The 21,021-nt window shown below is 48.6% G+C and carries 22 protein-coding genes; 20 read left to right on the top strand and 2 right to left on the bottom strand.

Annotated features, from left to right (window positions below; genetic code table 11):
• The first annotated feature begins 93 nt into the window (after positions 1-93).
• Positions 94-531: a MarR family winged helix-turn-helix transcriptional regulator gene (locus BBA02S_RS07315; RefSeq protein ID WP_305954911.1), complete on the top strand. Its 438-nt coding sequence runs from the start codon at positions 94-96 to the stop codon at positions 529-531.
• On the top strand, positions 528-1,736 hold the full coding sequence (locus tag BBA02S_RS07310; protein WP_041095770.1) for an MFS transporter: 1,209 nt from the start codon (positions 528-530) through the stop codon (positions 1,734-1,736). Before BBA02S_RS07315 ends, BBA02S_RS07310 begins: the two co-directional genes overlap by 4 nt.
• 201 nt (positions 1,737-1,937) lie before the next feature.
• On the opposite strand, the gene BBA02S_RS07305 is transcribed toward BBA02S_RS07310, so the two are convergent.
• The gene (locus tag BBA02S_RS07305; RefSeq protein WP_052477315.1) at positions 1,938-3,248 is read right to left on the bottom strand and encodes a globin-coupled sensor protein; all 1,311 of its coding nucleotides are present in this window, start codon (positions 3,246-3,248) and stop codon (positions 1,938-1,940) included.
• Positions 3,249-3,406: 158 nt separating this feature from the next.
• Here BBA02S_RS07305 and BBA02S_RS07300 point away from each other — a divergent pair, with 158 nt between their 5' ends.
• Positions 3,407-4,384, top strand: a complete 978-nt coding sequence (locus BBA02S_RS07300) for an EAL domain-containing protein (RefSeq protein WP_041113776.1) — start codon at positions 3,407-3,409, stop codon at positions 4,382-4,384.
• 11 nt (positions 4,385-4,395) lie between these two features.
• Here BBA02S_RS07300 and BBA02S_RS07295 read toward each other — a convergent pair whose 3' ends face one another.
• Positions 4,396-4,845 carry a hypothetical protein gene (locus BBA02S_RS07295; RefSeq protein WP_052477314.1) on the bottom strand — a complete coding sequence of 150 codons (450 nt, stop codon included), beginning with the start codon at positions 4,843-4,845 and terminating at the stop codon, positions 4,396-4,398.
• Between the two features lie 172 nt (positions 4,846-5,017).
• Here BBA02S_RS07295 and BBA02S_RS07290 point away from each other — a divergent pair, with 172 nt between their 5' ends.
• The 17 genes from BBA02S_RS07290 to BBA02S_RS07210 all read left to right on the top strand — a co-directional run bounded on the left by BBA02S_RS07290 (position 5,018) and on the right by BBA02S_RS07210 (position 21,010).
• Positions 5,018-5,932, top strand: coding sequence for a MerR family transcriptional regulator (locus tag BBA02S_RS07290; protein WP_052477313.1), 915 nt, complete (start codon positions 5,018-5,020; stop codon positions 5,930-5,932).
• A 394-nt stretch (positions 5,933-6,326) separates the two neighbouring features.
• Positions 6,327-7,787 carry a sensor histidine kinase gene (locus tag BBA02S_RS07285; protein WP_041113775.1) on the top strand — a complete coding sequence of 487 codons (1,461 nt, stop codon included), beginning with the start codon at positions 6,327-6,329 and terminating at the stop codon, positions 7,785-7,787.
• Positions 7,756-8,325, top strand: coding sequence for an ANTAR domain-containing response regulator (locus tag BBA02S_RS07280; protein ID WP_041095262.1), 570 nt, complete (start codon positions 7,756-7,758; stop codon positions 8,323-8,325). Before BBA02S_RS07285 ends, BBA02S_RS07280 begins: the two co-directional genes overlap by 32 nt.
• 120 nt (positions 8,326-8,445) lie before the next feature.
• Positions 8,446-9,729 (top strand): ethanolamine utilization protein EutH, encoded by a 1,284-nt coding sequence (gene eutH / locus BBA02S_RS07275; RefSeq protein ID WP_041095261.1) that lies wholly within the window; start codon positions 8,446-8,448, stop codon positions 9,727-9,729.
• Between the two features lie 11 nt (positions 9,730-9,740).
• Entirely contained in the window at positions 9,741-10,082 is a 342-nt protein-coding gene (gene eutS, locus BBA02S_RS07270) for an ethanolamine utilization microcompartment protein EutS (protein ID WP_041095259.1), read from the top strand.
• A 13-nt stretch (positions 10,083-10,095) separates the two neighbouring features.
• Positions 10,096-10,590, top strand: coding sequence for a EutP/PduV family microcompartment system protein (locus BBA02S_RS07265; RefSeq protein ID WP_041095257.1), 495 nt, complete (start codon positions 10,096-10,098; stop codon positions 10,588-10,590).
• A 141-nt stretch (positions 10,591-10,731) separates the two neighbouring features.
• A complete protein-coding gene (locus BBA02S_RS07260; protein WP_041095255.1) occupies positions 10,732-12,177 on the top strand; it encodes an ethanolamine ammonia-lyase reactivating factor EutA in 1,446 nt (481 codons plus the stop codon).
• An 18-nt stretch (positions 12,178-12,195) separates the two neighbouring features.
• Positions 12,196-13,560, top strand: coding sequence for an ethanolamine ammonia-lyase subunit EutB (locus BBA02S_RS07255; RefSeq protein WP_041095253.1), 1,365 nt, complete (start codon positions 12,196-12,198; stop codon positions 13,558-13,560).
• An 11-nt stretch (positions 13,561-13,571) separates the two neighbouring features.
• Complete coding sequence (gene eutC, locus BBA02S_RS07250) at positions 13,572-14,528, top strand: ethanolamine ammonia-lyase subunit EutC (protein WP_041113774.1); 957 nt, start codon at positions 13,572-13,574, stop codon at positions 14,526-14,528.
• 15 nt (positions 14,529-14,543) lie between these two features.
• Complete coding sequence (gene eutL / locus BBA02S_RS07245) at positions 14,544-15,197, top strand: ethanolamine utilization microcompartment protein EutL (protein ID WP_041113773.1); 654 nt, start codon at positions 14,544-14,546, stop codon at positions 15,195-15,197.
• A 34-nt stretch (positions 15,198-15,231) separates the two neighbouring features.
• Positions 15,232-16,752, top strand: a complete 1,521-nt coding sequence (locus BBA02S_RS07240; RefSeq protein ID WP_052477312.1) for an aldehyde dehydrogenase family protein — start codon at positions 15,232-15,234, stop codon at positions 16,750-16,752.
• Positions 16,753-16,772: 20 nt separating this feature from the next.
• Positions 16,773-17,069 carry an ethanolamine utilization microcompartment protein EutM gene (gene eutM, locus BBA02S_RS07235; RefSeq protein ID WP_041095247.1) on the top strand — a complete coding sequence of 99 codons (297 nt, stop codon included), beginning with the start codon at positions 16,773-16,775 and terminating at the stop codon, positions 17,067-17,069.
• A gap of 32 nt (positions 17,070-17,101) precedes the next feature.
• Entirely contained in the window at positions 17,102-17,956 is an 855-nt protein-coding gene (pduL, locus tag BBA02S_RS07230) for a phosphate propanoyltransferase (protein WP_041113772.1), read from the top strand.
• Between the two features lie 12 nt (positions 17,957-17,968).
• A complete protein-coding gene (locus tag BBA02S_RS07225) occupies positions 17,969-18,241 on the top strand; it encodes a EutN/CcmL family microcompartment protein (protein WP_041095243.1) in 273 nt (90 codons plus the stop codon).
• A gap of 15 nt (positions 18,242-18,256) precedes the next feature.
• Positions 18,257-18,640: a BMC domain-containing protein gene (locus tag BBA02S_RS07220; RefSeq protein WP_041113771.1), complete on the top strand. Its 384-nt coding sequence runs from the start codon at positions 18,257-18,259 to the stop codon at positions 18,638-18,640.
• 20 nt (positions 18,641-18,660) lie between these two features.
• A complete protein-coding gene (mdh, locus tag BBA02S_RS07215; RefSeq protein ID WP_041095239.1) occupies positions 18,661-19,602 on the top strand; it encodes a malate dehydrogenase in 942 nt (313 codons plus the stop codon).
• A 214-nt stretch (positions 19,603-19,816) separates the two neighbouring features.
• The gene (locus tag BBA02S_RS07210) at positions 19,817-21,010 is read left to right on the top strand and encodes an NAD(P)/FAD-dependent oxidoreductase (RefSeq protein WP_041095237.1); all 1,194 of its coding nucleotides are present in this window, start codon (positions 19,817-19,819) and stop codon (positions 21,008-21,010) included.
• Positions 21,011-21,021 lie beyond the last annotated feature (11 nt).

The raw sequence follows: 21,021 nt of genomic DNA, 5'->3' as shown, positions 1-21,021 counted from the left end.
ATTTTAAATGTTTATGAAGGACTAGACAAAGTTTACCTTTTTTTGTTATATTGAAATGGTTACCCAGGCTAACTATTTTATCGGGAAGTGATTGTGATTCAAACGTTTCAAAAGTTTTTTTATCAATTTTTGCTGTTATACCGTCCTTTCGAGAACCAGCTGAATGCGCTTCTCGGCAAGCATGGCCTTTACCGGGCGCAATGGACGGTATTATATTATTTATTTAATTTTGGACCGGCCACGCTGGTGGAGTTAGCGAGCTACCAAAGCGTGGAAAAACCTACAATGACCCGGACGGTGCAGCGCTTGAAGGAGCTGGGCTATTTAGAGGCGGTGCCGACAAAGGATAAGCGGGAAAAAAGAATGCAGCTGACCGAGGCGGGGGTGAGTGTGTATCAGGAGGTTCGGCTGACGATTGATGCCTTTGAGGAAAAAATTATAGAAGGCATTTCAGAAGAAGAGCAGCTAGAAGCCATTCGCCTCATGAAGGACATTCAGCAGAAAATTACAAAATGGGAGATGGAAATGTGAGTCAATCAGGCCCAAAGCTGTGGACAAAAGACTTTATCGTTGTTTCCGGGATTAATTTTTTTCTGACGCTCATTTTTTATTTATTAATGGTAACGATTGCGGTGTACGCTGTTGATGAATTTCACGCCACTACGAGCCAGGCAGGTCTGGTGACAGGTATTTTCATCATTGGCACACTCATTGGCCGGCTGTTGATCGGCCGGATGATTGATTCGATTGGCCGCAAAAAAACGTTATTTATCGGACTCGTGCTATTTACTTTAGCGACAGCTTTATATTTTGCTGATTTAGGCTTGGCGTTTTTATTTTTCAACCGTTTCATTCATGGGCTGACATTGGGAATAGCGAGCACGGCGACCGGTACAATTGTCGCCCAAATTATCCCGGCGACACGAAAAGGAGAGGGGATTGGCTATTATACGATGAGCGCAACACTGGCAACGGCCATCGGTCCGTTTATCGGTTTGTTTATGAGCCAGCACACGAGCTTTCCTATTATTTTCGGTTTTTGTCTGGTGCTGGGAATGGTGAGTATAGCTATTGCCTTTTTAGTGAGTGTGCCGCCAGTGGAGGCAGGGGCGAATAAAGCAGCCGTCAAGGGGCTGAAGCTTTCCAGCTTTGTAGAACCGAGAGCGCTGCCGATCGCCTTTGTGACCCTTGCCGTTGCTTTCTGTTATTCAAGCGTGCTTTCCTTTATTAACTTTTATGCGATGGAAATTGATTTGGTAGACGCCGCCAGCTTTTTCTTTATTGTCTATGCAGCCGCTGTTTTGGCGTCTCGTCCATTTACCGGCCGCCTCATGGATATAAAGGGAGCCAATTTCGTAATGTACCCCGCTTTTATGGTGTTTGGAGCCGGCATGCTGCTTCTCAGTGCGGCAAGCCACGGCTTCGGATTGTTGCTGGCAGGCTTTCTGATTGGCCTTGGCTTCGGAAATATGCAGTCGAGCACACAAGCCATTGCCGTAAAATTAACCCCGCCTCATCGGATGGGACTGGCGACTTCCACCTTCTTTATTTTCCTTGATGCCGGTCTTGGCTTTGGTCCTTATGTGCTCGGGCTTATTATTCCGCGAACCGGATACAGCACACTCTACATGGCACTCGGTATTGCCGTATTCGCGTTCTCGATTCTTTATTATTTCCTCTATGGCAGGAAGGAAAAAGAATTACGCACCGCTATGGATGCTCCGGCAATCATGTAAGGGAAATTGTTGAATCAGCGCGCGGTTTCCCGGGAAATATCGTTGACTTTGTGGAATATGCGCGCAATCGCTTCAAATATGCACGCAAAGTTGTCGAATATGCGCGCAACAGACCAAAATATGCGCGCAACCCGATCAAATATGCACACACCACACCACAATCTGCCCAATCCCATCCTTCATGCGAAGGATGGGATTATTTTATAGCATACTAGCCGTTTGATAAAGGCTGTCTGCTGTTTCAGCCACTTGACGGGTGTCTCCGCTAATGGCCTGGATGACTTGGACGAGCTCATTGACATCGCCTTCCACACGGTTGATGTGCTGGTCATTTTGGTTAATCGCTGAAAGAATCTGGTGAAACTTGTTTTGTGTGTCGGCCGAGTTTTCCAAGCCGAGTGCGACTTTTTGTTTGACATCAGCGGTCGTGCTGACGGCCTCGTCCGTTAATGAAGCTGAATTATGAACAAGCGAGGTAATTTGTTCAACAGACTGCTTTGCCTGCTGGGCCAGCTTGCGAACCTCCTGGGCAACAACAGCAAAGCCATTGCCGTGTACGCCCGCCCGTGCCGCTTCAATGGAGGCATTGAGCGCCAGCAGATTGGTTTGTTCAGCTATTTGGTTGACCATCGCGACAATGCTGGTGATCTGGTCAGAGGATTTTTTGAGTTCGCCTATAATGTTGCCGAGCTGGTCAGTGCTCCCGGCAATAAACTGCATATGGGATTGCATATGCTGTACCATATCAAATCCATCGGCTGCATCTAGCTGGATTTGTCTGACATTTTTCACGTTAGAGTGGATGCTTGCGCTGATCTCACCCGCATGCCGGTCCACCTGTTCGACAGAAAGGCTCGTTTCTTCCGCCAGTCCGGTTAGATCCTCACTAATCGAAGAAATTTTACTTTTCAGCTCCGCTTTGACTTTCTCATATTGCTCTTCCCTTAAACGCAGATGGGCTTTCTCATACTCCTCCAGCACAATTTGCATTTCAAAATTGATCAGCTTGGCCACTGTTGTCATGGTCCGCTCCGGCATGCTGTTAAACGGTTTTTCTTTGATCGCCAGCTGAATAATGACTTCCTGTATTTGTTGAAAGGTACCCATATACCATTTAGGCTGCAGGCCGATTTTAAAGTGCATTCGTGCTACTTGCATGCGTTTTTGGATAGAGGGTTCGTCGATGTTTCCGTCAAACATGCTGATCAGGTAAGTGGCTAATGTTTGTTTGAGCCGGCCTACTTCGCTGCGTTCCTCAATAATGCGGCGAAGAGAGGGGACGGCTAGCACTCTATCATAAAAAACAGAGACAATTTCATCGCGATGGCGGCTGACGACAGACTGAAGAGCGTGCGCGAAGGCCAAATCCTGTTTTGTTAAATGAATTAATTCCATTTGTGTTTTTAATTCCGGGTATGTATGTAAATCAACCGTTGGTATTTTAGTGATTGATAATTCTGAGACAGATGGTTCTTCTTTCCTAGTTTGCTTCCACTTAAAGAGTGTATTCAATGTTCATCTCTCCCGTTTTAGAGTCTTCTTCTTGATTCATTAATAGCAAGAATTGATGGCTTTGTCAAATATATGTACAACTTTTTTTATAAAACATTGTACAAAGATTGATGATCCTTTATCCTAATACATAAGACCTAAAAGCAGGAGGGATACTTATGGTTCATTGTCAGGCATGTCAGCTATCAGATCTGCGTTATTATATCCGTTTTTCAGGAGAAAAGAATCTTACGCATTTTCCGCAAGTGGTGGCCGATTTGGAGAAAAGCGGGAGGCTTGTTTATTCCCGAAAGGAAATGGCGGTGGTCAAAGAAGCCGGGGCGGCCGGATTGTACGACTTTCTGATCGATCACCTGGAGGCTGAGCAGCTTTCCTTTCGCACCGATTCTTCCGGCTGGCGTCCTATTCATGATTTGCCGCAGGTGATCGAGTCGCAATGGATTGATGAGGTGATTGCCGATCAGGCTGTTATTTGTTATAAGCAGCCGATTGTGGACAAGGAGGAACAAATAGTTGCTCATGAAATCCTCGCCCGGTTTCATGGAAAATCCGGCGAAATCATTTCCCCGGCGCAGGCGTTCGCTGCAGCTAAACGCAGGAACCACCTGTATGCGCTTGACCGCATGTGCCGAATGGCAGCTGTCCGCAGTGCGGCACAACTGGAGGGAAAGGTCTTTATTAACTTTATTCCCACATCCATTTACTCGCCGGAGCATTGCTTGAAATCGACGGTTCGCCTGGCCAATGAGCTTGGAATCGCCCCGTCGCAATTTGTATTCGAGGTAGTGGAAACAGAAGAAGTGGACGACGTTGAGCATTTGAAAAAAATATTAATGTATTACAAGGAGAAGGGGTTTCATTACGCGCTTGATGATGTTGGAGAAGGGTTTAGCACCGTGGACATGCTGGAAGAAATCGCCCCGCACTATATGAAGCTGGATAGGAAGTATGCGCACGGCATAGCCGAAGACCCCGGCAAACAGCGGGCTGCTGAAGCCATTTTGCAGGCTGCGCTGAATGTTGGGGCCGTGCCCCTTGCCGAGGGAGTGGAGGAGCGGGAAGATTTCACCTGGTTAAGAAACAGCGGCTATCAGCTCTTTCAAGGATATTTATTCGGAAAGCCCGCTCCGTTCTAGCCGTGCATTTGTCAAAGTTGACGGTCCCGTTTAAATAAGAAGCCCAATACAAGCCCGTAGAGCGCATGTCCGGCCAGCCAATAAGATAAAGCCGGAATGCTGGTGACAGCAGGTGTGCGGTCAGATAAAGCCGTTGTCGGGAAAAGAAGCAGGCCGATCAATGTGCAAATCGCCGTGCACCAGGCGAGAATGTGCCCCCCTGTTGTCACCCGCTCATGCTGAAGGACAGCTAACAGAACCATACTTAATAAGATAGACACCACCAAGTGAAAGGACACTTCTATTATTTCCGGAAAGTAGTACCGGTTAATGATCGGGATGTAATCGACATTCAGCAGCAGCGTATACACTTTTACTTGAGTGATTTGTTCAATGAGCTTAAAGACGATGGATAGAATAATGCCGGCGATCAATCCGTACCAGCCTGCTTTTGCTACCTTTCTTTTATCAGCAATCAACATAGGTCCTCCTGTTCTCTGCTATTTTTCAATATTCATAGCAAACTCCGTTCAGAACGTCAAGCAATTGTCTAAACTTATTGGTGAAACATTGTACAAAAAATAAGGATACGATATACTAAGTGCGTAAAAATATTCGGGCAATAGTGATCCTTTGCTTAGAAGGAGGAAAACTATGGATCAGTCTCATGCCAACGGAATGTACTATATTCAGCAAGTCGCTGAGATTACGGGCATCTCTAAGCAATTAATACGAAAATGGGAAGAGCGATATGCATTGGTGCAGCCGCAGCGTCTGGATAACGGATATCGTATTTACAGCGAGAAAGATATTAATACACTGTTAACAGTTAAAGAATTGTCTGCACAAGGGCATTCTGTTAAACAGGCAGTTATGATGGTGAAGGAGAAGGCAGAACAGCCTGAGAGGAAAATCACTCCTGTCCAGGAGCCGGTCCGCCGCCAGGAGGAGATGAATGAATATGTGTTAAAGCTTCTGCAGCAGGCCGCCCGCTGTGATGAGCTGGAAATCACCCTTCTTTTGCAGCAAGCGTATCATTCATTAGGATTGGAGGCATTTGTTCAATCGGTCGTTGCCCCCTTTTTAAAAGAGGTCGGCAGCCGCTGGGAAAGGGGAGAATGGGATGAGTACCAGGAATCTCTCTCCAGCCTGGCTGTACGCGATTTTCTCGTGCAAATCCGGCGCAACTACAAATGCCGGGAGGAAGCCCCGCTTGTTGTCGGAGCCTGTCTTCCTCATGAACAGCATGAAGTGCCGGTGCATCTTTTGCTGCTCCACTTCATGATCAAAGGCTGGAAAACGACCTTGATAGGCGCTTCGCCTGCACCGGGTTCGATCGAGCAGCTCGTTCAAAAGCTGCGTCCGGCAAAGGTGCTGCTTTCGGCCACAACAACGATTCCTTTTGAAAAAGATCCTTACCTTCTGGAAAGGCTGGATCAGTTTGCTGACGACAACCGGCACATCGACTTTTATATCGGCGGCGCTGGCGCCGTTCAATATGCATCAGGCAAGCCGCTGCAAGCCATTCGAATCGTCGGATCAGTCGGGGAAATAAGAGACGGCGACTGAACGCGCCCCTTGTTTCTGAGCAGACGGTTTTAAGGCCGACCCCACAAGTCATTTTCAGGGCTTTTGGGGTCGGCTCTTTTTTGCTGTTATCATCCAATCTGAATAAGAAGGAATAATTTACTTTATTTCCCTTAAAATAATATAAAATGATCAGTTGCCGCTATTGTCGAAAAGATAAAAGAACAAAAGGGATAGTGAATGTTTCGACAAAACTATCTGTATGGAGACAAAAGGCAGAAGCTTGTCCGCAAACGGGAAAGCCATTAAAAAAAATAAGTGATGATTCGACAGTTTTTGAAACGGATGATTGACATATAAGTTGTTTTTCCACTATACTGTGGATAATAATTTTTGAATTTTATAAATATTCAAAGGGATAGAGGGTTGTGTTCTATTGTTAAACTGTTCTCAAGTGAGCCGGCTGTGCCGGGAACATACGTCGCTAAGTGAGCGGGAGATCGAAAAGATTGAGCAAGTATCACGGCAGCTGCAGTTAATTGCTGATTTAACCGGGGCGAACGTATTTATTGATTGTCCGATGAGAGAGCCTACAAATGCCATCGTCGTAGCGGAAGCCTCTCCTTCTAGCGGTGAAACGCTTTATTACGAGCCGTATGTTGGAACGGTTGTTTACGAGCAATTTGAACCTAGCGTATTTCTCTCCTTGCGGGCAGGAAAAAGCGTTCTCTTTAATAAGGCCGTGACACAGCGGGGGATTTTCGTTAAGCAAAGCGTCACGCCCATTAAGAATGACAAGGATCAGGTGATTGGAACGCTTATTAAGGAAGAGCATGATCCGCGGGAGATACAAAAAATGAAATCGCTTTCTCCGGCTACGGAAATGCTGTGGGAGCTGTTTTTTTCCACCGACCAGGAGCGTCCAGCCTTATCGGATATCATGAAAGAGCACTTTATCCTGATTGATTCCTCGATGGAAATTGTATATGCAAACCCCTCAGCAAAAACCTTCATTGCCGAGGTGTATAATCTCGGACCTTGCGAGGGAAAGCCGGCGGAGGAAGTGATGCCCTTTATCAAACCGGTCATTCATTCGAGGAAGGATCTTGTCATTGAAGAAATTCAAGTGTCGAGATTCTTTTTGGAAGTGAAAAAAGTGGATATCTACAAACAGGATCAGGTGACCGGCATGCTCATCCTCATCCGTGATGTGACTGATTTGCGCATGAAAGAAAGAGAGCTCGTCGTTAAATCGGTCGTGATCCGTGAAATTCATCACCGGGTCAAAAATAATTTGCAGGCGGTGGCGAGCCTTTTGCGGCTGCAGATCAGAAAAGGCGTGTCGGAAGAAAGCCGCGGCTACCTGACAGACAGCTTGAACCGGGTGCTGAGCATCGCTTCTGTCTATGAAATCATTCTGGCCAATGACAATATCGATGATGATGAGGTCGATATTGTCAGCTTGTCGAACAAAATTGCCCAAATGATCATCCAGAACAGCCATAGCGAGCAGCTTGACCTGCAGTTTAGCTGCCGCGGCGAGCCGATTTTGGCTGATTCCAAAAAGGCTGTCTCGATTGCGCTTGTAGTCAATGAATTGGTGCAAAATTCAATTAAGCATGCGTTTCACAATCGTCCTGCCGGAGCCGTAGATGTAACGTTTAAGCGGGAGAAGAGCAAGGTGACCTTGACCGTCGCTGATAATGGCACCGGGATGAAAAAGGAAGCGAAGCGGTCACTGGGGCTGGATATCGTCAAAAACCTCATCGAACACGATTTATCGGGAGAATATTACATCGGATCTTCCTCACAAGGAACGACTGTCATCGTTTCATTTACACTGGAGCAGGAGGGAGTCAAAGAATATGGGTCAACGGATTCTGCTGGTAGAAGATGAGTCGCTTATCCGTTTAGATATTTCCTCTATTTTGCAGGATAACGGCTATGAGGTCGTTGGAGAAGCAGGCGATGGGGAGAAAGCGGTCGAACTTGCTTTTGCCCTCAAGCCGGATTTGATTATTATGGACATTAAGATGCCGAAGCTGAATGGATTGAAGGCGGGGAAAATCATTTCGGACAAGCTGGATATACCAATTATTCTAGTCACCGCCTACAGTCAGAAGGAGTTTGTTGAAAAGTCCAAACAGGCGAATGTGGTCGGCTATCTTGTCAAGCCGGTATCCGAGGCGAATTTGCTGCCGGCTGTGGAAGTGGCGCTTAATCAAGCGGCGAAAATGAGGACGATGCAGGACGCCGTTGCGGCGGCAAATGAGCAGGTGGAAAAGCGGAAGCTCATTGAACGGGCCAAGGGCCTGCTTATGAAGCATCTCTCCGTCTCCGAAGAGGAAGCCTATCAGAGAATGCGGAAATTCAGCATGAAGCACCGGCTGTCTATGAATGAAACAGCCGAAAAGGTTATTGCTAAATATAAATAGTTTCAAAAGACAAGTGAATAATTAAGTAAGCACAGGCGCTTAACGATGGGATAAAACCAGCGGGAGGGGTCTGTTTTTTATTGCATTTTACTTGAAAAAACGAGAAAAGGAGAGAGTAATATGAGCATGATTGGGAATGTTGTTGTCTATATCATTATGACGTGTGCCGTATTGGGAGCTTTTGCGGCTATCCGCAATCCTGAGGAAGGGCTCGGGAAAGAGTTTATGAATGGCCTTCATACCGTCGGCCACATTTTCGTTCCGGCTGCCGGGATTATGGCCTCTATTCCATTTTTATCACAATTTATCGATTCCGTTATTGGTCCATTGTTCAACTCGCTCGGAGCTGACCCGGCAATTGCCGCTACCGCCATTCTGGCGACAGATATGGGGGGCTACCAATTAGCGAATGTGTTAAAGGAAACGTATGAGGGCTGGATTATGGCTATGATCGTCGGCTATATGGCCGGAGCAACGATCGTTTTCTCGATTCCGATGGGACTGGCTATGCTTGATAAGAGGGATCACAAATATATGGCGCTTGGAGTGATGTCTGGTGTCTTAACGATCCCGATCGGGGCGTTTATTGCCAGCTGCTTGACGCTTTTGTTTAATACAAAGGTGCGTGCCGTCATTGATACGACGAGCAGTTCCACTTATGAATTTGCTTTGTCTTACGCTAAAATATTAGTCAACCTGCTGCCTTTGCTTATTTTTGTGGTAGCGATTGCCGCCGGGCTTAAGTTCTTCCCGAAAGCGATGATCAGCGGCTTTATGATTTTTGGAAAAGTAATGGATGCCGCTATTAAGCTAGTGCTTGTCTTTTCCATTGTGGAAATTTTCACCGGATTGTTCTCAACGCTATTTGGCGTATGGGGCTTTGATCCGATTATGGCTGATAAAGAAGACCAATTCCGGGCGCTGGAAACGGCGGGATATATCGGAATTATGCTGGCCGGGGCGTTTCCGATGGTCTACTTGCTTCGTAAATACGCCTCGACACCATTGGAAGCAGCCGGAAGAAAAATCGGCTTAAGCTCAACAGGCAGCGCCGGTCTGCTTGCCACAATTGCCAATATATTAGCTATGTTCCAGCTCGTTCGCTACATGCGGCCGAAGGATAAGGTCATCAACATTTCCTTTGCTGTCTGCGCGGCATTTCTGTTAGGCGACCATTTATCTTTCACCGCTAATTTCCAGCCTAATTTGATCCTGCCTGTTTTGATTGGCAAAATCTCAGCCGGTGTGATTGCTATCGGGCTTGCTTATTGGTTGTCCGTCCCGACTGCCCTGCGTTTAGAAGAGGAAGACCGTGCCAACGGAACGATCCGTCCAGGTGAATATTTAGAGGAGGAAGGCGCGGTGATGGAAGAAAGCGCATCAGCACAAGAAACAGCACAGTAGGAGGAAGAAGCATGAGTGAAGAAAAACAGCGATTTATCCAGGAGTTTGTTCCGGGCAAGCAAATTACGCTTAGCCATTTAATTGCCAATCCTGACCCGGATATGTTTGTGAAGCTTGGTATTCAGGAGGCGGGAGCGCTGGGAATACTGACATTAACGCCGAGCGAGACAGTCATTATTGCCGGTGATCTGGCAACGAAGGCGGCTAGTGTCACGATCGGCTTTCTTGACCGCTTTACAGGCAGCTTAGTCATTGTCGGCAGCGTGTCAGAAGTAGAGATGGCGATGGCTGAAATTAACCGTTTTCTTTCCGAGCAGCTTGGCTATACGCCTTCAGCGATAACAAAGTCATAAGGAGAGAAGGCGAATGAATAACAGAGTAATGCTGATCGGCTCGATCGGAGCAGGGAAATCTACGTTAACAAACGCTCTGCTAGATAAGCCGGCGGAAGCGGTGAAGACGCAGGCGCTCGTCTATCACGACTGGATCGTGGATACACCTGGGGAATACACAGAAAATCCTTTATTCTACAAAAATATTATGGCAACTGCTTTAGAAGTGACCCATGTTTTTTATATTCAGGATGCGACGGGGGATAAGATGGTTTTTCCGCCGGGATTCAGTTCAGGCATTCCCAAATTGCCGGTCGGGGTGGTAACGAAAGCAGATCATCCTGCTGCTAATATTGAACATACCGTGCAAAAGCTGAAGCAGGCTGTTGTCGAAGGACCGATTGTGGTCACATCGGCGCTTGCAGGGAAAAACCTTCAAGTGTTGCGGGACCTTGCCGCTTGCCGTTCCTTGCAGGAAATGAAGGAGTATGCCGCTGCTTGCGGGCAAATGGATTTCATTTTTAGGTGAAAGCCTTTACAATAGTCAGTTTTTTAGGTATATTTAGAACAATAAATAAAAAAGCATAGAAACAGGCAAAGGCGCCTCTGACGAATTCATGATTCATGAATTTGCAGGGGCGCTTTTTGCTTTTTAAGGTGGTGCAAAAGCGTGAAAAGCCTGGCCTCCCGCGAGGAAACGTTACTGAGTGCCGGCATTGATATCGGCACAAGCACAACAAAATTGGTGATTAGCCGGTTTTCGCTCATGAACATGGCCGGCGGATCGCATGTACCGAGAATTGAAATTATCGATAAAGAGATTTTATACCGGAGCCCGATTTTCAGAACTCCGTTGTTATCGGCAACGGTCATTGATATGGAGGCGGTCGACCGTCTGGTCAAACAAGAATATGAAAAGGCGGGCGTCAAGCCGGAGCAAATTCAGACAGGCGCGGTGATCATTACCGGTGAAACAGCAACAAAGCAAAATGCAGAGGAAATGGTCCATCATCTATCGGCTGTTGCCGGCGAGTTTTTAGTCGCAACGGCTGGTCCGGATCTAGAAGGCATGATCGCGGCTAAGGGGTCTGGCGCCTATGATTATTCTAAAAAAACAGGGAAGGCGGTAGCGAATATCGATATCGGGGGCGGCACTGCCAATGCCGCTGTCTATGAAAATGGCAAGCTGTCAGGCACATGTACGCTCCATATCGGCGGACGCTTGATTGAATTTAAAGAAGGAAAAGTCAGCCGCCTTTCTGTTCCTGTTGAAAGACTTGTTCAGCAAAAAGGCTGGACGCTGGCAAAAGGAGCGGCAAAAGACCATCCCGATATTGAGAAGGTGGCGAGGTATATGGCCGCTGTCATTGGAAGGATGCTGGACAAATCGCTCACAGCCGAGGATGAAGTGCTTTTATTGGGACATCCTCCGCAGTGGAGCGGCGCTGTGGATGCTATTGTCTTTTCAGGCGGCGTGTCGGAGTGTATATATCAAGCAGAAGATCGGCAGGCGGCAGCAGAAGGATATAACGATATCGGCACCGCCATCGCCAGGGCGATTCAGGAGGAGCACAGCCTGCAGCGGTACGAGTGGAGAGAGCCGGATGAAACCGTTCGGGCAACGGTTCTCGGAGCCGGGACCCAGACAACAAACATTAGCGGAGCAACGATCCAAGTGGAGAGCAGCCAGCTGCCCCAGAAAAACCTGCCTGTATTTGAAGTGTCATTTGAATACGAAGCCTCCGCCGGACTGGAGAAATTACGCAGCAGCATGGAAGAAGCGATTGCCGTGTATGACCCGGGACGGGAAGGACAAAACTTTGTTCTTTACTTCACTCATTTGCCGCATTTGTCCTTTAGGGATATCCAGTCTGTTGCGAAGGAGCTGATTCAGTGCCGGCAATTAAAGCCGAAGCCGTCACAGCCTTTAGTGATTGCCCTGCAAAGCGACCACGCCAAGGTGCTTGGTCAGACATTTCAGGCGCTAAAGCCGGAAGAAAGTGTACTGTGTATCGATCAAATTGAGGTAGAACAAGGCGATTACATGGATATCGGCCAGGTTCTTGACTCAGGAGTAGTGCCTGTAGTTATTAAAACACTCACTTTTCATTCATAAAGCAAGGAGGCAGGCAAAGTGAAGCTGAAAACAACGATTGGGGGAAAGACCTTTCAATTCAAGGATTTGAAAGAGCTTTTCGCAAAAGCCAATGAAGAAAAATCGGGAGACCGGCTTGCAGGGATCGCGGCCGAAACGGTGCAGGAACGAATCGCAGCCAAATCCGTCTTAAGCGGCATTACGCTAGCCGATATCCGCAATCATCCGATGATTGAGGCTGAGAAAGACGAAGTATCCGCCATCATCGAACACGATATTAACGAGCCGATTTACAAGCAAATCAAAAACTGGTCGGTGGCTGAATTGCGCGAGTACATTTTAGACAATGAAACCGGGGACCGGGAGTTAAAGCGCATGAGCCAGGGGCTAACGAGCGAAATGATCGCGGCGGTCGCGAAGCTCATGTCTAACTTAGACCTAGTGCACGCCGCCGGCAAAATAGAGATTTTAACAACCTGCAACATAACGATTGGCCAGAGAGGCACGCTCGCCTCAAGGCTGCAGCCGAATCACCCGACAGATAACATCGAGGGCATGATTGCCTCGCTGAAGGACGGCTTGTCCTACGGGGTAGGAGATGCGGTAGTAGGCATCAATCCGGTTGATGATTCTGTCGAAAGCGTCAAACGGCTGCTGCAGGCAAGCCATGAGTTTATTGAAGAATGGAACATTCCAACCCAGAACTGTGTGCTTGCCCATGTTACTACCCAAATGAAAGCGATTGAAAAAGGGGCACCTGCCGATATGATTTTCCAGAGCATCGCCGGCACGGAAAAAGCCAACCGTTCCTTCGGTATTTCCGCTGAGCTTTTGCATGAGGCGGCGGACATGGCGAAAAAATTTGGAACGAGCGCCGGTCCGGAACGGCTGTATTTTGAAACAGGACAAGGCTCGGAATTGTCGGCGGAAGCCCATTACGGAATGGATCAAATGACATTGGAATCAAGGAATTACGGCTTTGCCCGGCATTACAATCCGTATATTGTGAACACGGTCGTTGGCTTTATCGGCCCGGAATACTTGTATAACAGCAAGCAGGTGATCCGGGCGGGGCTTGAAGATCATTTTATGGGCAAAATGCATGGCCTGCCAATGGGTGTCGATATTTGCTATACCAACCATATTCGCGCCGATCAAAATGATATCGAGGATCTTGGCGTGCTTTTAGCCGCCGCGGGAGTGAATTTCATTATTGCGACACCGATGGGGGATGATTGCATGCTGAACTATCAGTCTATGAGCTATCACGACATTGCTACGTTGCGCCAAACACTTGGAAAAGCCCCTTCCCCTGAGTTCGCCGCATGGCTTGAGAAAATGGGGATTTTCGAGAATGGAAGATTGAGCAAGTACGCAGGTGACCCAACGATGTTTTCAAGATAGGAGGCGATAGCATGAAGGAAGAATTAGTTGCTTCAATTACAAAGCTGGTTGTGGAAAAGCTCAGTCAGGAACAGCAGCCGCAAGAGCCTGAAGTGAACTTATGGAGCAAAGGGCCGAAAGATCTGCCGCCGGTTGAATTGAAGGAACAAAGTGCAGGACAAATCGAATGGAAGCCGCTGCAGCCGAAGCAGCACAGGCAGGCAGCACCGCTTTCATCAGCTTCTAAGCAGAAGTCCGCTGATACGGCGGAAGCAGAAAAGAAAGAGAAACAGCTGGAAGAGCTTCGCAAGAAAACGCCGTCGCGGATTGCTGTCGGCCGAGCGGGCAACCGCCCGAAGACCAATACGTGGCTCCAGTTCCGCTTTGACCATGCGGCTGCCGTTGATGCCGTTTACGGGGAAGTGGCGCCAGAGGTTTTGAAGAATCTGGGAGTATTTACCGTTCAGACGCGTGTGAAGGACAAGGAAGAATATATTCGCCGTCCGGATTACGGGCGCCAGCTGTCAGATGAAGCAAGGAAGATGATTAAAGAGAGATGCCAGTCTTCGCCTACCGTACAAATCGTGATTTCAAACGGCTTAAGCGCCAAAGCGGTTGAAACCAATATCGAAGACGTTTACTTGTCATTGCAGCAATCGCTGAACAATTTAAACATCAGCATGGGCACCACCTTTTATGTAGACAAAGGGCGGGTGGCGTTAATGGATGAAATCGGCGAGATTCTAACCCCAGATGTCGTCGTGATGCTGATTGGTGAGCGTCCCGGCCTTGTGAGCGCGGAATCATTAAGTGCGTACATGTGCTACAAGCCGAGAAAAGGAGTGATCGAGGCGGACCGGATGGTCGTATCGAACATTCATAAAGGCGGCATTCCGCCAGTAGAAGCAGGCGCCTATCTGGGAACGGTCGTCCAAAAGATTTTAAAGCACCAAGCCAGCGGCGTGTCGCTCGTGAAAAAAGAAAGCTAGGAGGCGGAACAACCGATGCATTTACCTCATGTAAAAGCTGACATTCTCGCCGTGCGGGTCATTGCTAATGTGGATCAGGGCTTGGCAGGCAAGCTGAAATTGCAAAGCCATCACCGCAGTCTCGGGATGTTCACCATCACAAGCGATGATATTGGCTATACGGCACTGGACGAGGCCACGAAATATGCGGATGTGGATGTGGTTTATGCCAAATCCTTCTACGCGGGCGCGAACTATTCCTCCGGCCCTTTGTCAGGAGAAATGATCGGCGTCATTGCCGGACCGACGCCTGAGCAGGTAAGAAGCGGCCTGGAGGCGGTTGAAACAACGGTGGAATCTGGCGCATTCTTTGAGGCGCTGGATGAAGAGAAGAGCCACCTTTTATATGCTCATGTGGTTTCAAGAACCGGCAGTTATTTATCTTCATTGGCCGGGATTGAGGAAGGAGAGGCGCTTGCTTATTTGATCGCTCCTCCCCTTGAAGCAATATATGGGCTGGATGCGGCTTTAAAAGCGGCGGACGTGACGATTTGTGAGCTGTTTGAGCCTCCATCGGAAACAAATTATGGAGGCGCCCTGTTAACGGGAAGCCAGTCAGCTTGCCGGGCGGCCGCCGATGCCTTTCGGGAAACGATTATCGAAGTAGCGAAGCATCCGCTTCACTACTAATGAAATAAAGCCGGATGAGAAGGAGTGTGAAAGTATGTCTGTAGCAATAGACCGCGATCTGCTTGCCATCCAAGAGATGCGGGAAGCGGTTAGAAAAGCAAAAGCAGCTCAGCAGCGTTATCTATCTTATTCTCAAGAGCAGGTAGATCAAATTGTCAAAGCTGTCGCCGATGCTGCCTATGCCATGTCCCGTGAATTGGCGGTCATGGCAGTAGAAGAGACGGGCATGGGGGTCGCTGAGCATAAACAGATTAAAAATGAAGTAGGCTCCAAAGCGGTATATGAATCAATCAAGGATGAAAAGACAGTCGGCATTATCAGGGAAGACAAGGAAAAGCAAATGGTTGAAGTGGCTGCGCCCTTTGGTGTAGTAGCAGCGATTATTCCGACGACCAATCCGACATCCACCGCCTTTTTCAAAACATTGATTGCTTTAAAAACACGAAATGCCATCATTGTCAGCCCGCATCCTTACGCGGTGAAATGCACGATTGAGGCGTTGAAGGTTTGCGAGCAGGCGGCAGTCGGAGCGGGAGCGCCTGAAGGGTTGATCGGCTGGCTGTCTTACGCCTCCATGGAAGCAACGCAGTCTTTAATGACCCATCCGGACGTCCATTTGATTTTGGCAACGGGCGGAGGCGGCCTGGTCAGAGCCGCTTACAGCTCCGGGAAGCCTGCTTATGGCGTCGGTCCTGGAAACGTGCCTGTTTATCTTGAAAAAACAGCCAACGTTGCGAAGGCCGTGTCCATGATTGTCGACAGCAAATCATTTGATTATGGAACGATTTGTGCCACAGAGCAGGCAATCATCGTGGATGAAAGCATCTTTGAAGCCACGCTGCGCGAATTGAAAGCCAATGGTGCCTATTTACTGAATGAAGAAGAAAAGCGGCGTATGGAAAAAGTCATTTCTCCTGTGCCTGGAAAGGTCAATCCGAAAATTGTCGGCAGAAGTCCGCAATACATTGCCGGATTGGCAGGGATTGAAATCGACGATTCTGTGCGCTTATTCGTTGCCGAAGAGACAAAAGTCGGCAAGGAGGTGCCGTTTTCTTTGGAAAAGCTCTCCCCGATCTTTGCCTTGTATACAGCGAAAAACAAAACGGAGGCAAAGGAGTTATGCGGACGGCTTCTTGATTTGGGAGGCCGCGGGCACAGCTTGTCGATTCACACGCAAGATGATGCTGTTGCCCGGGAGTTTGCGGTCGATATGCCGGTTTCCAGAATTTTAGTGAATACTTTATCTTCTGTCGGCGCCGTAGGAGGCACAACAGGGCTTGCGCCATCTATGACGCTCGGCTGCGGATCATTTGGCGGCAATATTACATCAGATAACATTACAGCCCGCCATTTGCTTAACATTAAACGGATGGCTTACGGAATTAAAGAGGTCGATATTCCGAGAAAAGGAGCCTCTTCTCCTTCTCCGGCGGCCGCCAAGCAGACAGACAAAATTGTGAAAAGTGTCATTGCTTCCATGGGAAAAAGCGGACAAGTCAACGTGGAAGAAGTAGCCCAGCTTGTCAATAAAGTCATTGAACAATACAACAAATAAACTTTTAGGAGGAATATAAAATGGCAAGAGAAATGACAGCATTAGGAATGATCGAGACAAAAGGATTAGTAGCATCTATCGAAGCAGCGGACGCAATGGTTAAAGCAGCAAGCGTGCATTTAGTTGGAAAAGTGCATGTCGGCGGCGGAATTGTGACAGTGCTCGTCCGCGGTGATGTCGGCGCTGTTAAGGCAGCAACAGATGCAGGAGCAGCGGCAGCTCAGCGTGTGGGGGAACTGAACTCTGTTCATGTCATTCCGCGCCCGCATAACGAACTGGAATCCATTTTGCCAAAAGCGCCGGAAATCGTTGAGTAAGCAAAGAAGCGCATGAGAAGAGGTGAATGCTTATGGATTCAGACTGGATTCAATCGATCGTGGAAGAAGTAATCCAGCAGTTGGGCAGGAAAGAGCCGGCAGCAGGGACGAAGGAGATTCCGATTGCCGTATCAGCCCGTCATGTTCATCTGTCTGAACAGCACGTGGATGCTTTGTTTGGCTCCTCTTATCAGCTGAAGAAGAAAAGCGATTTATCACAGCCGAATCAATTTGCTGCGGAGGAAACGGTTATTTTGTCAGGCCCGAAAGGCACGATCGATCGTGTTCGCGTCCTTGGGCCTTCCCGCAGCCTCACCCAAGTGGAAGTGAGCCAAACAGATGCCTTTAAGCTGGGGGTCAAGCCGCCGATTCGGCAGTCGGGTGATATTAAAGGCTCTGCACCGATTACCATTATCGGCCCGAAAGGCAGCATTTATTTAACGGAAGGATTAATTATCGCGCAGGCGCATATTCATATGACGCCGGCTGACGCCGACCGCCTTCAGGTCCAGGATGGCCAGTATGTCCAAGTGAGGGCGGAAACGGCACGGCCGGTCACCTTTGAAAAAGTGCTTGTCCGTGTATCTGCTTCCTACCGGCTGGAAATGCACATCGATACGGATGAAGCAAATGCCGCCTTCATCCGGGCCGGTCAAATAGGTGAAATCGTGTCAGAGGGACAGAGGCCATCCCTGCCTGCAGCGCCTGTACAGCCGCAGGAAAGCGTCCGTCACAGTGCCATTTTTGATGGCAAGCTGCTGTCTCAGCATGAAGTGAGGCAAATGGAGGAAACGGTGATCCGTGTCGGAAAAGCCACGATCATCACCCCGTTAGCCAAAGATACAGCACGTGAGCTAGGAAAAAAAATCGAAGTAATCGACAAGTAAGGCGGTGAAGAGATGAGAATGGGAACTGTGATTGGGAATGTGTGGGCGACAAGAAAAGAAGATGGGCTTACCGGATTAAAGCTGCTGTTTGTCCAGCCTATTCATCCTGACGGTTCATCTATCCATACGCCAATTATTGCGGCCGATAGAATCGGAGCGGGCATCGGGGATCAAGTGATCATAACAGAAGGAGGGTCCGCCCGGTTCATTATGCCGGACAATCCTTTGCCGATTGATGCGGTCGTCATTGGAATTGTCGATTCCACCGAGATTGTAGACACATAGAAAGGAGTGGGGTGAATGCCAAGAGCAATCGGAATGATTGAAACACGCGGATTAGTCGGGTCCATTGAAGCAGCGGATGCGATGTTGAAGGCGGCAAGTGTGCAGCTGATGAATCAGGAAAAAATTGATGGCGCTCTCGTCACCGTCCTTGTGGAAGGAGATGTCGGCGCGGTCCAAGCAGCGGTTGACGCCGGAAAAGAGGCAGCTGCCCGGGTTGGAGAGCTGGTGTCCGCGCGCGTGATTCCCCGCATGGATGAAGAAACGTATGAAATGGTACGCAAGCGAAAGCAATTAAGCCAAGCTTCTGAAACAGAAAAGAAACCTGCTTCTAAGCCGGCTCCATCTCCTGCCCGCACGAACCGGAAGAAAACGGATCCGGAGCCAAAAACAGAAGAATAAGGTAGAAAGGAGCAACATCCATGGCATTTAAGCGCCCGAAGATTGCCGTAATTGGCGCTGGTTTTACCGGGGCCACAACGGCTCTGATGATCGCCCAAAAGGATTTAGGGGATGTCATTTTAGTGGATACGCCGGAGCAAAGCAATCCGACCAAAGGAAAAGCGCTGGACTTGCTGGAAGCGGGACCTGTGCAAAGGTTTAATGCCCGGGTGAGGGGAACAGCTGACTATCGGGACATTGAAGGAGCGGATATGGTCATCATTACGGCCGGCATTGCCAGAAAGCCGGGGATGAGCCGCGATGACCTCGTGTCAACCAATGCGAAAATCATGCGCTCGATTTCTCTTAAAGTGAAGGAGCATGCTCCGGACAGCTTTATCCTCGTGCTAAGCAATCCGGTGGATGCAATGACTTATGTTTGCTACCAAACAACCCAATTTCCAAAGCACCGGGTCATTGGCCAATCAGGCGTGCTTGATACAGCAAGATTCAATACGTTTGTCGCAGAAGAATTAAACATCTCAGTCGAGGACATCTCAGGATTTGTTCTTGGGGGACATGGGGATGACATGGTTCCTCTTGTCCGTTATTCCTATGCTGGCGGAATCCCGCTCGAGAAAATTATTCCGGCAGACCGGCTGGAGGCCATTGTGGAAAGAACGAGAAAGGGAGGCGGAGAAATCGTCAACCTGCTCGGAAACGGCAGTGCTTACTACGCACCGGCAGCTTCTCTTGTGGAGATGGCGGAGGCGATCATTCGCGACAAAAAAAGGATTCTCCCATCGATCGCTTACCTGGAGGGAGAGTACGGCTATCACGACTTATACTTAGGGGTGCCGACCATTCTTGGCGGAGAAGGAATTGAAAGTATTATAGAACTGCCGCTGACAGCCGCAGAAAAAGCAGCCCTCGATCGATCTGTCCACTCTGTCAAGCAAGTGATGGCCATTTTGGAAAACTAACTAACTCAAATGAAAACCCCTTTGCAGAAGGTCTGTTTGTTCGAACAGACAGCTTCTGCAAAGGGGTTTTTTCGTGCGGGCGCGCGGTTAAATATAGGGGTAACCCCCTATAGTATGAAGCATAACGATCAACTATCATGAATATATAAGCACAGAGTTACTCACAGGGACAAGGCTTGTCCTTGTCATTATCATATCTGGGAGGAAGATAAAGATGGGGAAACATTATCGAATCATCATCGTAGGCGGAGGTTCAGCAGGAATCAGCACCGCTGCCAGATTGTTGAATGGCATGAAATCGCTTGCGGGCGATATCGCGATTATAGATCCGGCTGATCATCATTATTATCAGCCGCTATGGACTCTCGTGGGCGGAGGAGCAGCGAAGAAAGAAGATACGGAACGGAGCATGAAAGAGGTAATCCCTGAAGGAGCGGTATGGGTCCAGCAGGCGGTTGCTTCCTTTGATCCTAAGAAGAATGAAGTGAAGCTGGAAAACGGGGAGACACTTTCTTATGACTATTTAGTAGCCGCAGCAGGAATTGAAATTCATTGGGACGGCGTCAAAGGCTTGAAAGAGGCTCTTGGCAAAGGAGGCGTCTGCAGCAATTATTCCTATGACTATACCGACTATACATGGGAAGCGATCCGCTCATTCAAAGGCGGCAATGCGGTGTTCACTCATCCGGCTACACCGGTTAAATGCGGCGGTGCTCCGCAGAAGATTATGTACCTGGCGGAAGACCATTTTAGCCGCACAGGCATAAGAGATCAAACCAATGTTATTTTTGGCTCTGCCAATCCGGCTATTTTCGATGTACAGAAATACCGCGATACGCTGGAAAAAGTAGTGGCACGCAAAAAAATCGATGCCCGCTTCCGTCAAAACCTGATTGAAATCCGGGCGGATAAGAAAGAAGCGGTATTCGAGAATCTGGATACGAAAGAGCAATCAACTGTCAAATATGACATGATTCATGTAACGCCGCCAATGCGGGCGCCTTCGTTTATCCGCAACAGCCCGCTGGCCGGGGAAAACGGCTGGGTAGATGTTCATCCGTACACACTTCAGCACCAAACATATGAAAATGTGTTTGCCCTGGGTGATTGCGCGGACTTGCCAACATCGAAAACCGGCGCCGCTATCCGCAAGCAGGCACCTGTTGTAGCGGAAAATGTACTCGCTCTCTTGAAGGAAGAACCGATGAAGGCAACCTATGACGGCTATAGCTCCTGCCCGCTCGTCACCGGCTACAACAGCTTAGTGCTGGCCGAGTTTAAGTATGGAAAAATTCCGAGTGAATCCTTCCCGCTTAATCAGGCGAAAGAACGGCGCAGCATGTATATCATGAAAAAGGATTTGCTGCCAATAATGTACTGGGACGGCATGCTGAAAGGAATTATGTAACAGCAGAAAGG

Source organism: Bacillus badius NBRC 15713 (genome assembly GCF_001591605.1).
GTDB lineage: Bacteria > Bacillota > Bacilli > Bacillales > Domibacillaceae > Pseudobacillus > Pseudobacillus badius.
This window is presented reverse-complemented; position numbering and strand designations above follow the sequence as displayed.

Bases quoted from the DNA above. Each gene is read 5' to 3' on its own strand.
- mdh (WP_041095239.1), top strand. From the start codon at position 18,661: ATGGCATTTAAGCGCCCGAAGATTGCCGTAATTGGCGCTGGTTTTACC.
- BBA02S_RS07295 (WP_052477314.1), bottom strand. From the start codon at position 4,845: ATGTTGATTGCTGATAAAAGAAAGGTAGCAAAAGCAGGCTGGTACGGA.
- BBA02S_RS07210 (WP_041095237.1), top strand. From the start codon at position 19,817: ATGGGGAAACATTATCGAATCATCATCGTAGGCGGAGGTTCAGCAGGA.
- BBA02S_RS07220 (WP_041113771.1), top strand. From the start codon at position 18,257: ATGCCAAGAGCAATCGGAATGATTGAAACACGCGGATTAGTCGGGTCC.
- BBA02S_RS07290 (WP_052477313.1), top strand. From the start codon at position 5,018: ATGGATCAGTCTCATGCCAACGGAATGTACTATATTCAGCAAGTCGCT.
- BBA02S_RS07240 (WP_052477312.1), top strand. From the start codon at position 15,232: ATGTCTGTAGCAATAGACCGCGATCTGCTTGCCATCCAAGAGATGCGG.
- pduL (WP_041113772.1), top strand. From the start codon at position 17,102: ATGGATTCAGACTGGATTCAATCGATCGTGGAAGAAGTAATCCAGCAG.
- eutM (WP_041095247.1), top strand. From the start codon at position 16,773: ATGGCAAGAGAAATGACAGCATTAGGAATGATCGAGACAAAAGGATTA.
- eutH (WP_041095261.1), top strand. From the start codon at position 8,446: ATGAGCATGATTGGGAATGTTGTTGTCTATATCATTATGACGTGTGCC.
- BBA02S_RS07300 (WP_041113776.1), top strand. From the start codon at position 3,407: ATGGTTCATTGTCAGGCATGTCAGCTATCAGATCTGCGTTATTATATC.
- BBA02S_RS07225 (WP_041095243.1), top strand. From the start codon at position 17,969: ATGAGAATGGGAACTGTGATTGGGAATGTGTGGGCGACAAGAAAAGAA.
- BBA02S_RS07265 (WP_041095257.1), top strand. From the start codon at position 10,096: ATGAATAACAGAGTAATGCTGATCGGCTCGATCGGAGCAGGGAAATCT.
- BBA02S_RS07280 (WP_041095262.1), top strand. From the start codon at position 7,756: ATGGGTCAACGGATTCTGCTGGTAGAAGATGAGTCGCTTATCCGTTTA.
- eutC (WP_041113774.1), top strand. From the start codon at position 13,572: ATGAAGGAAGAATTAGTTGCTTCAATTACAAAGCTGGTTGTGGAAAAG.
- eutS (WP_041095259.1), top strand. From the start codon at position 9,741: ATGAGTGAAGAAAAACAGCGATTTATCCAGGAGTTTGTTCCGGGCAAG.
- eutL (WP_041113773.1), top strand. From the start codon at position 14,544: ATGCATTTACCTCATGTAAAAGCTGACATTCTCGCCGTGCGGGTCATT.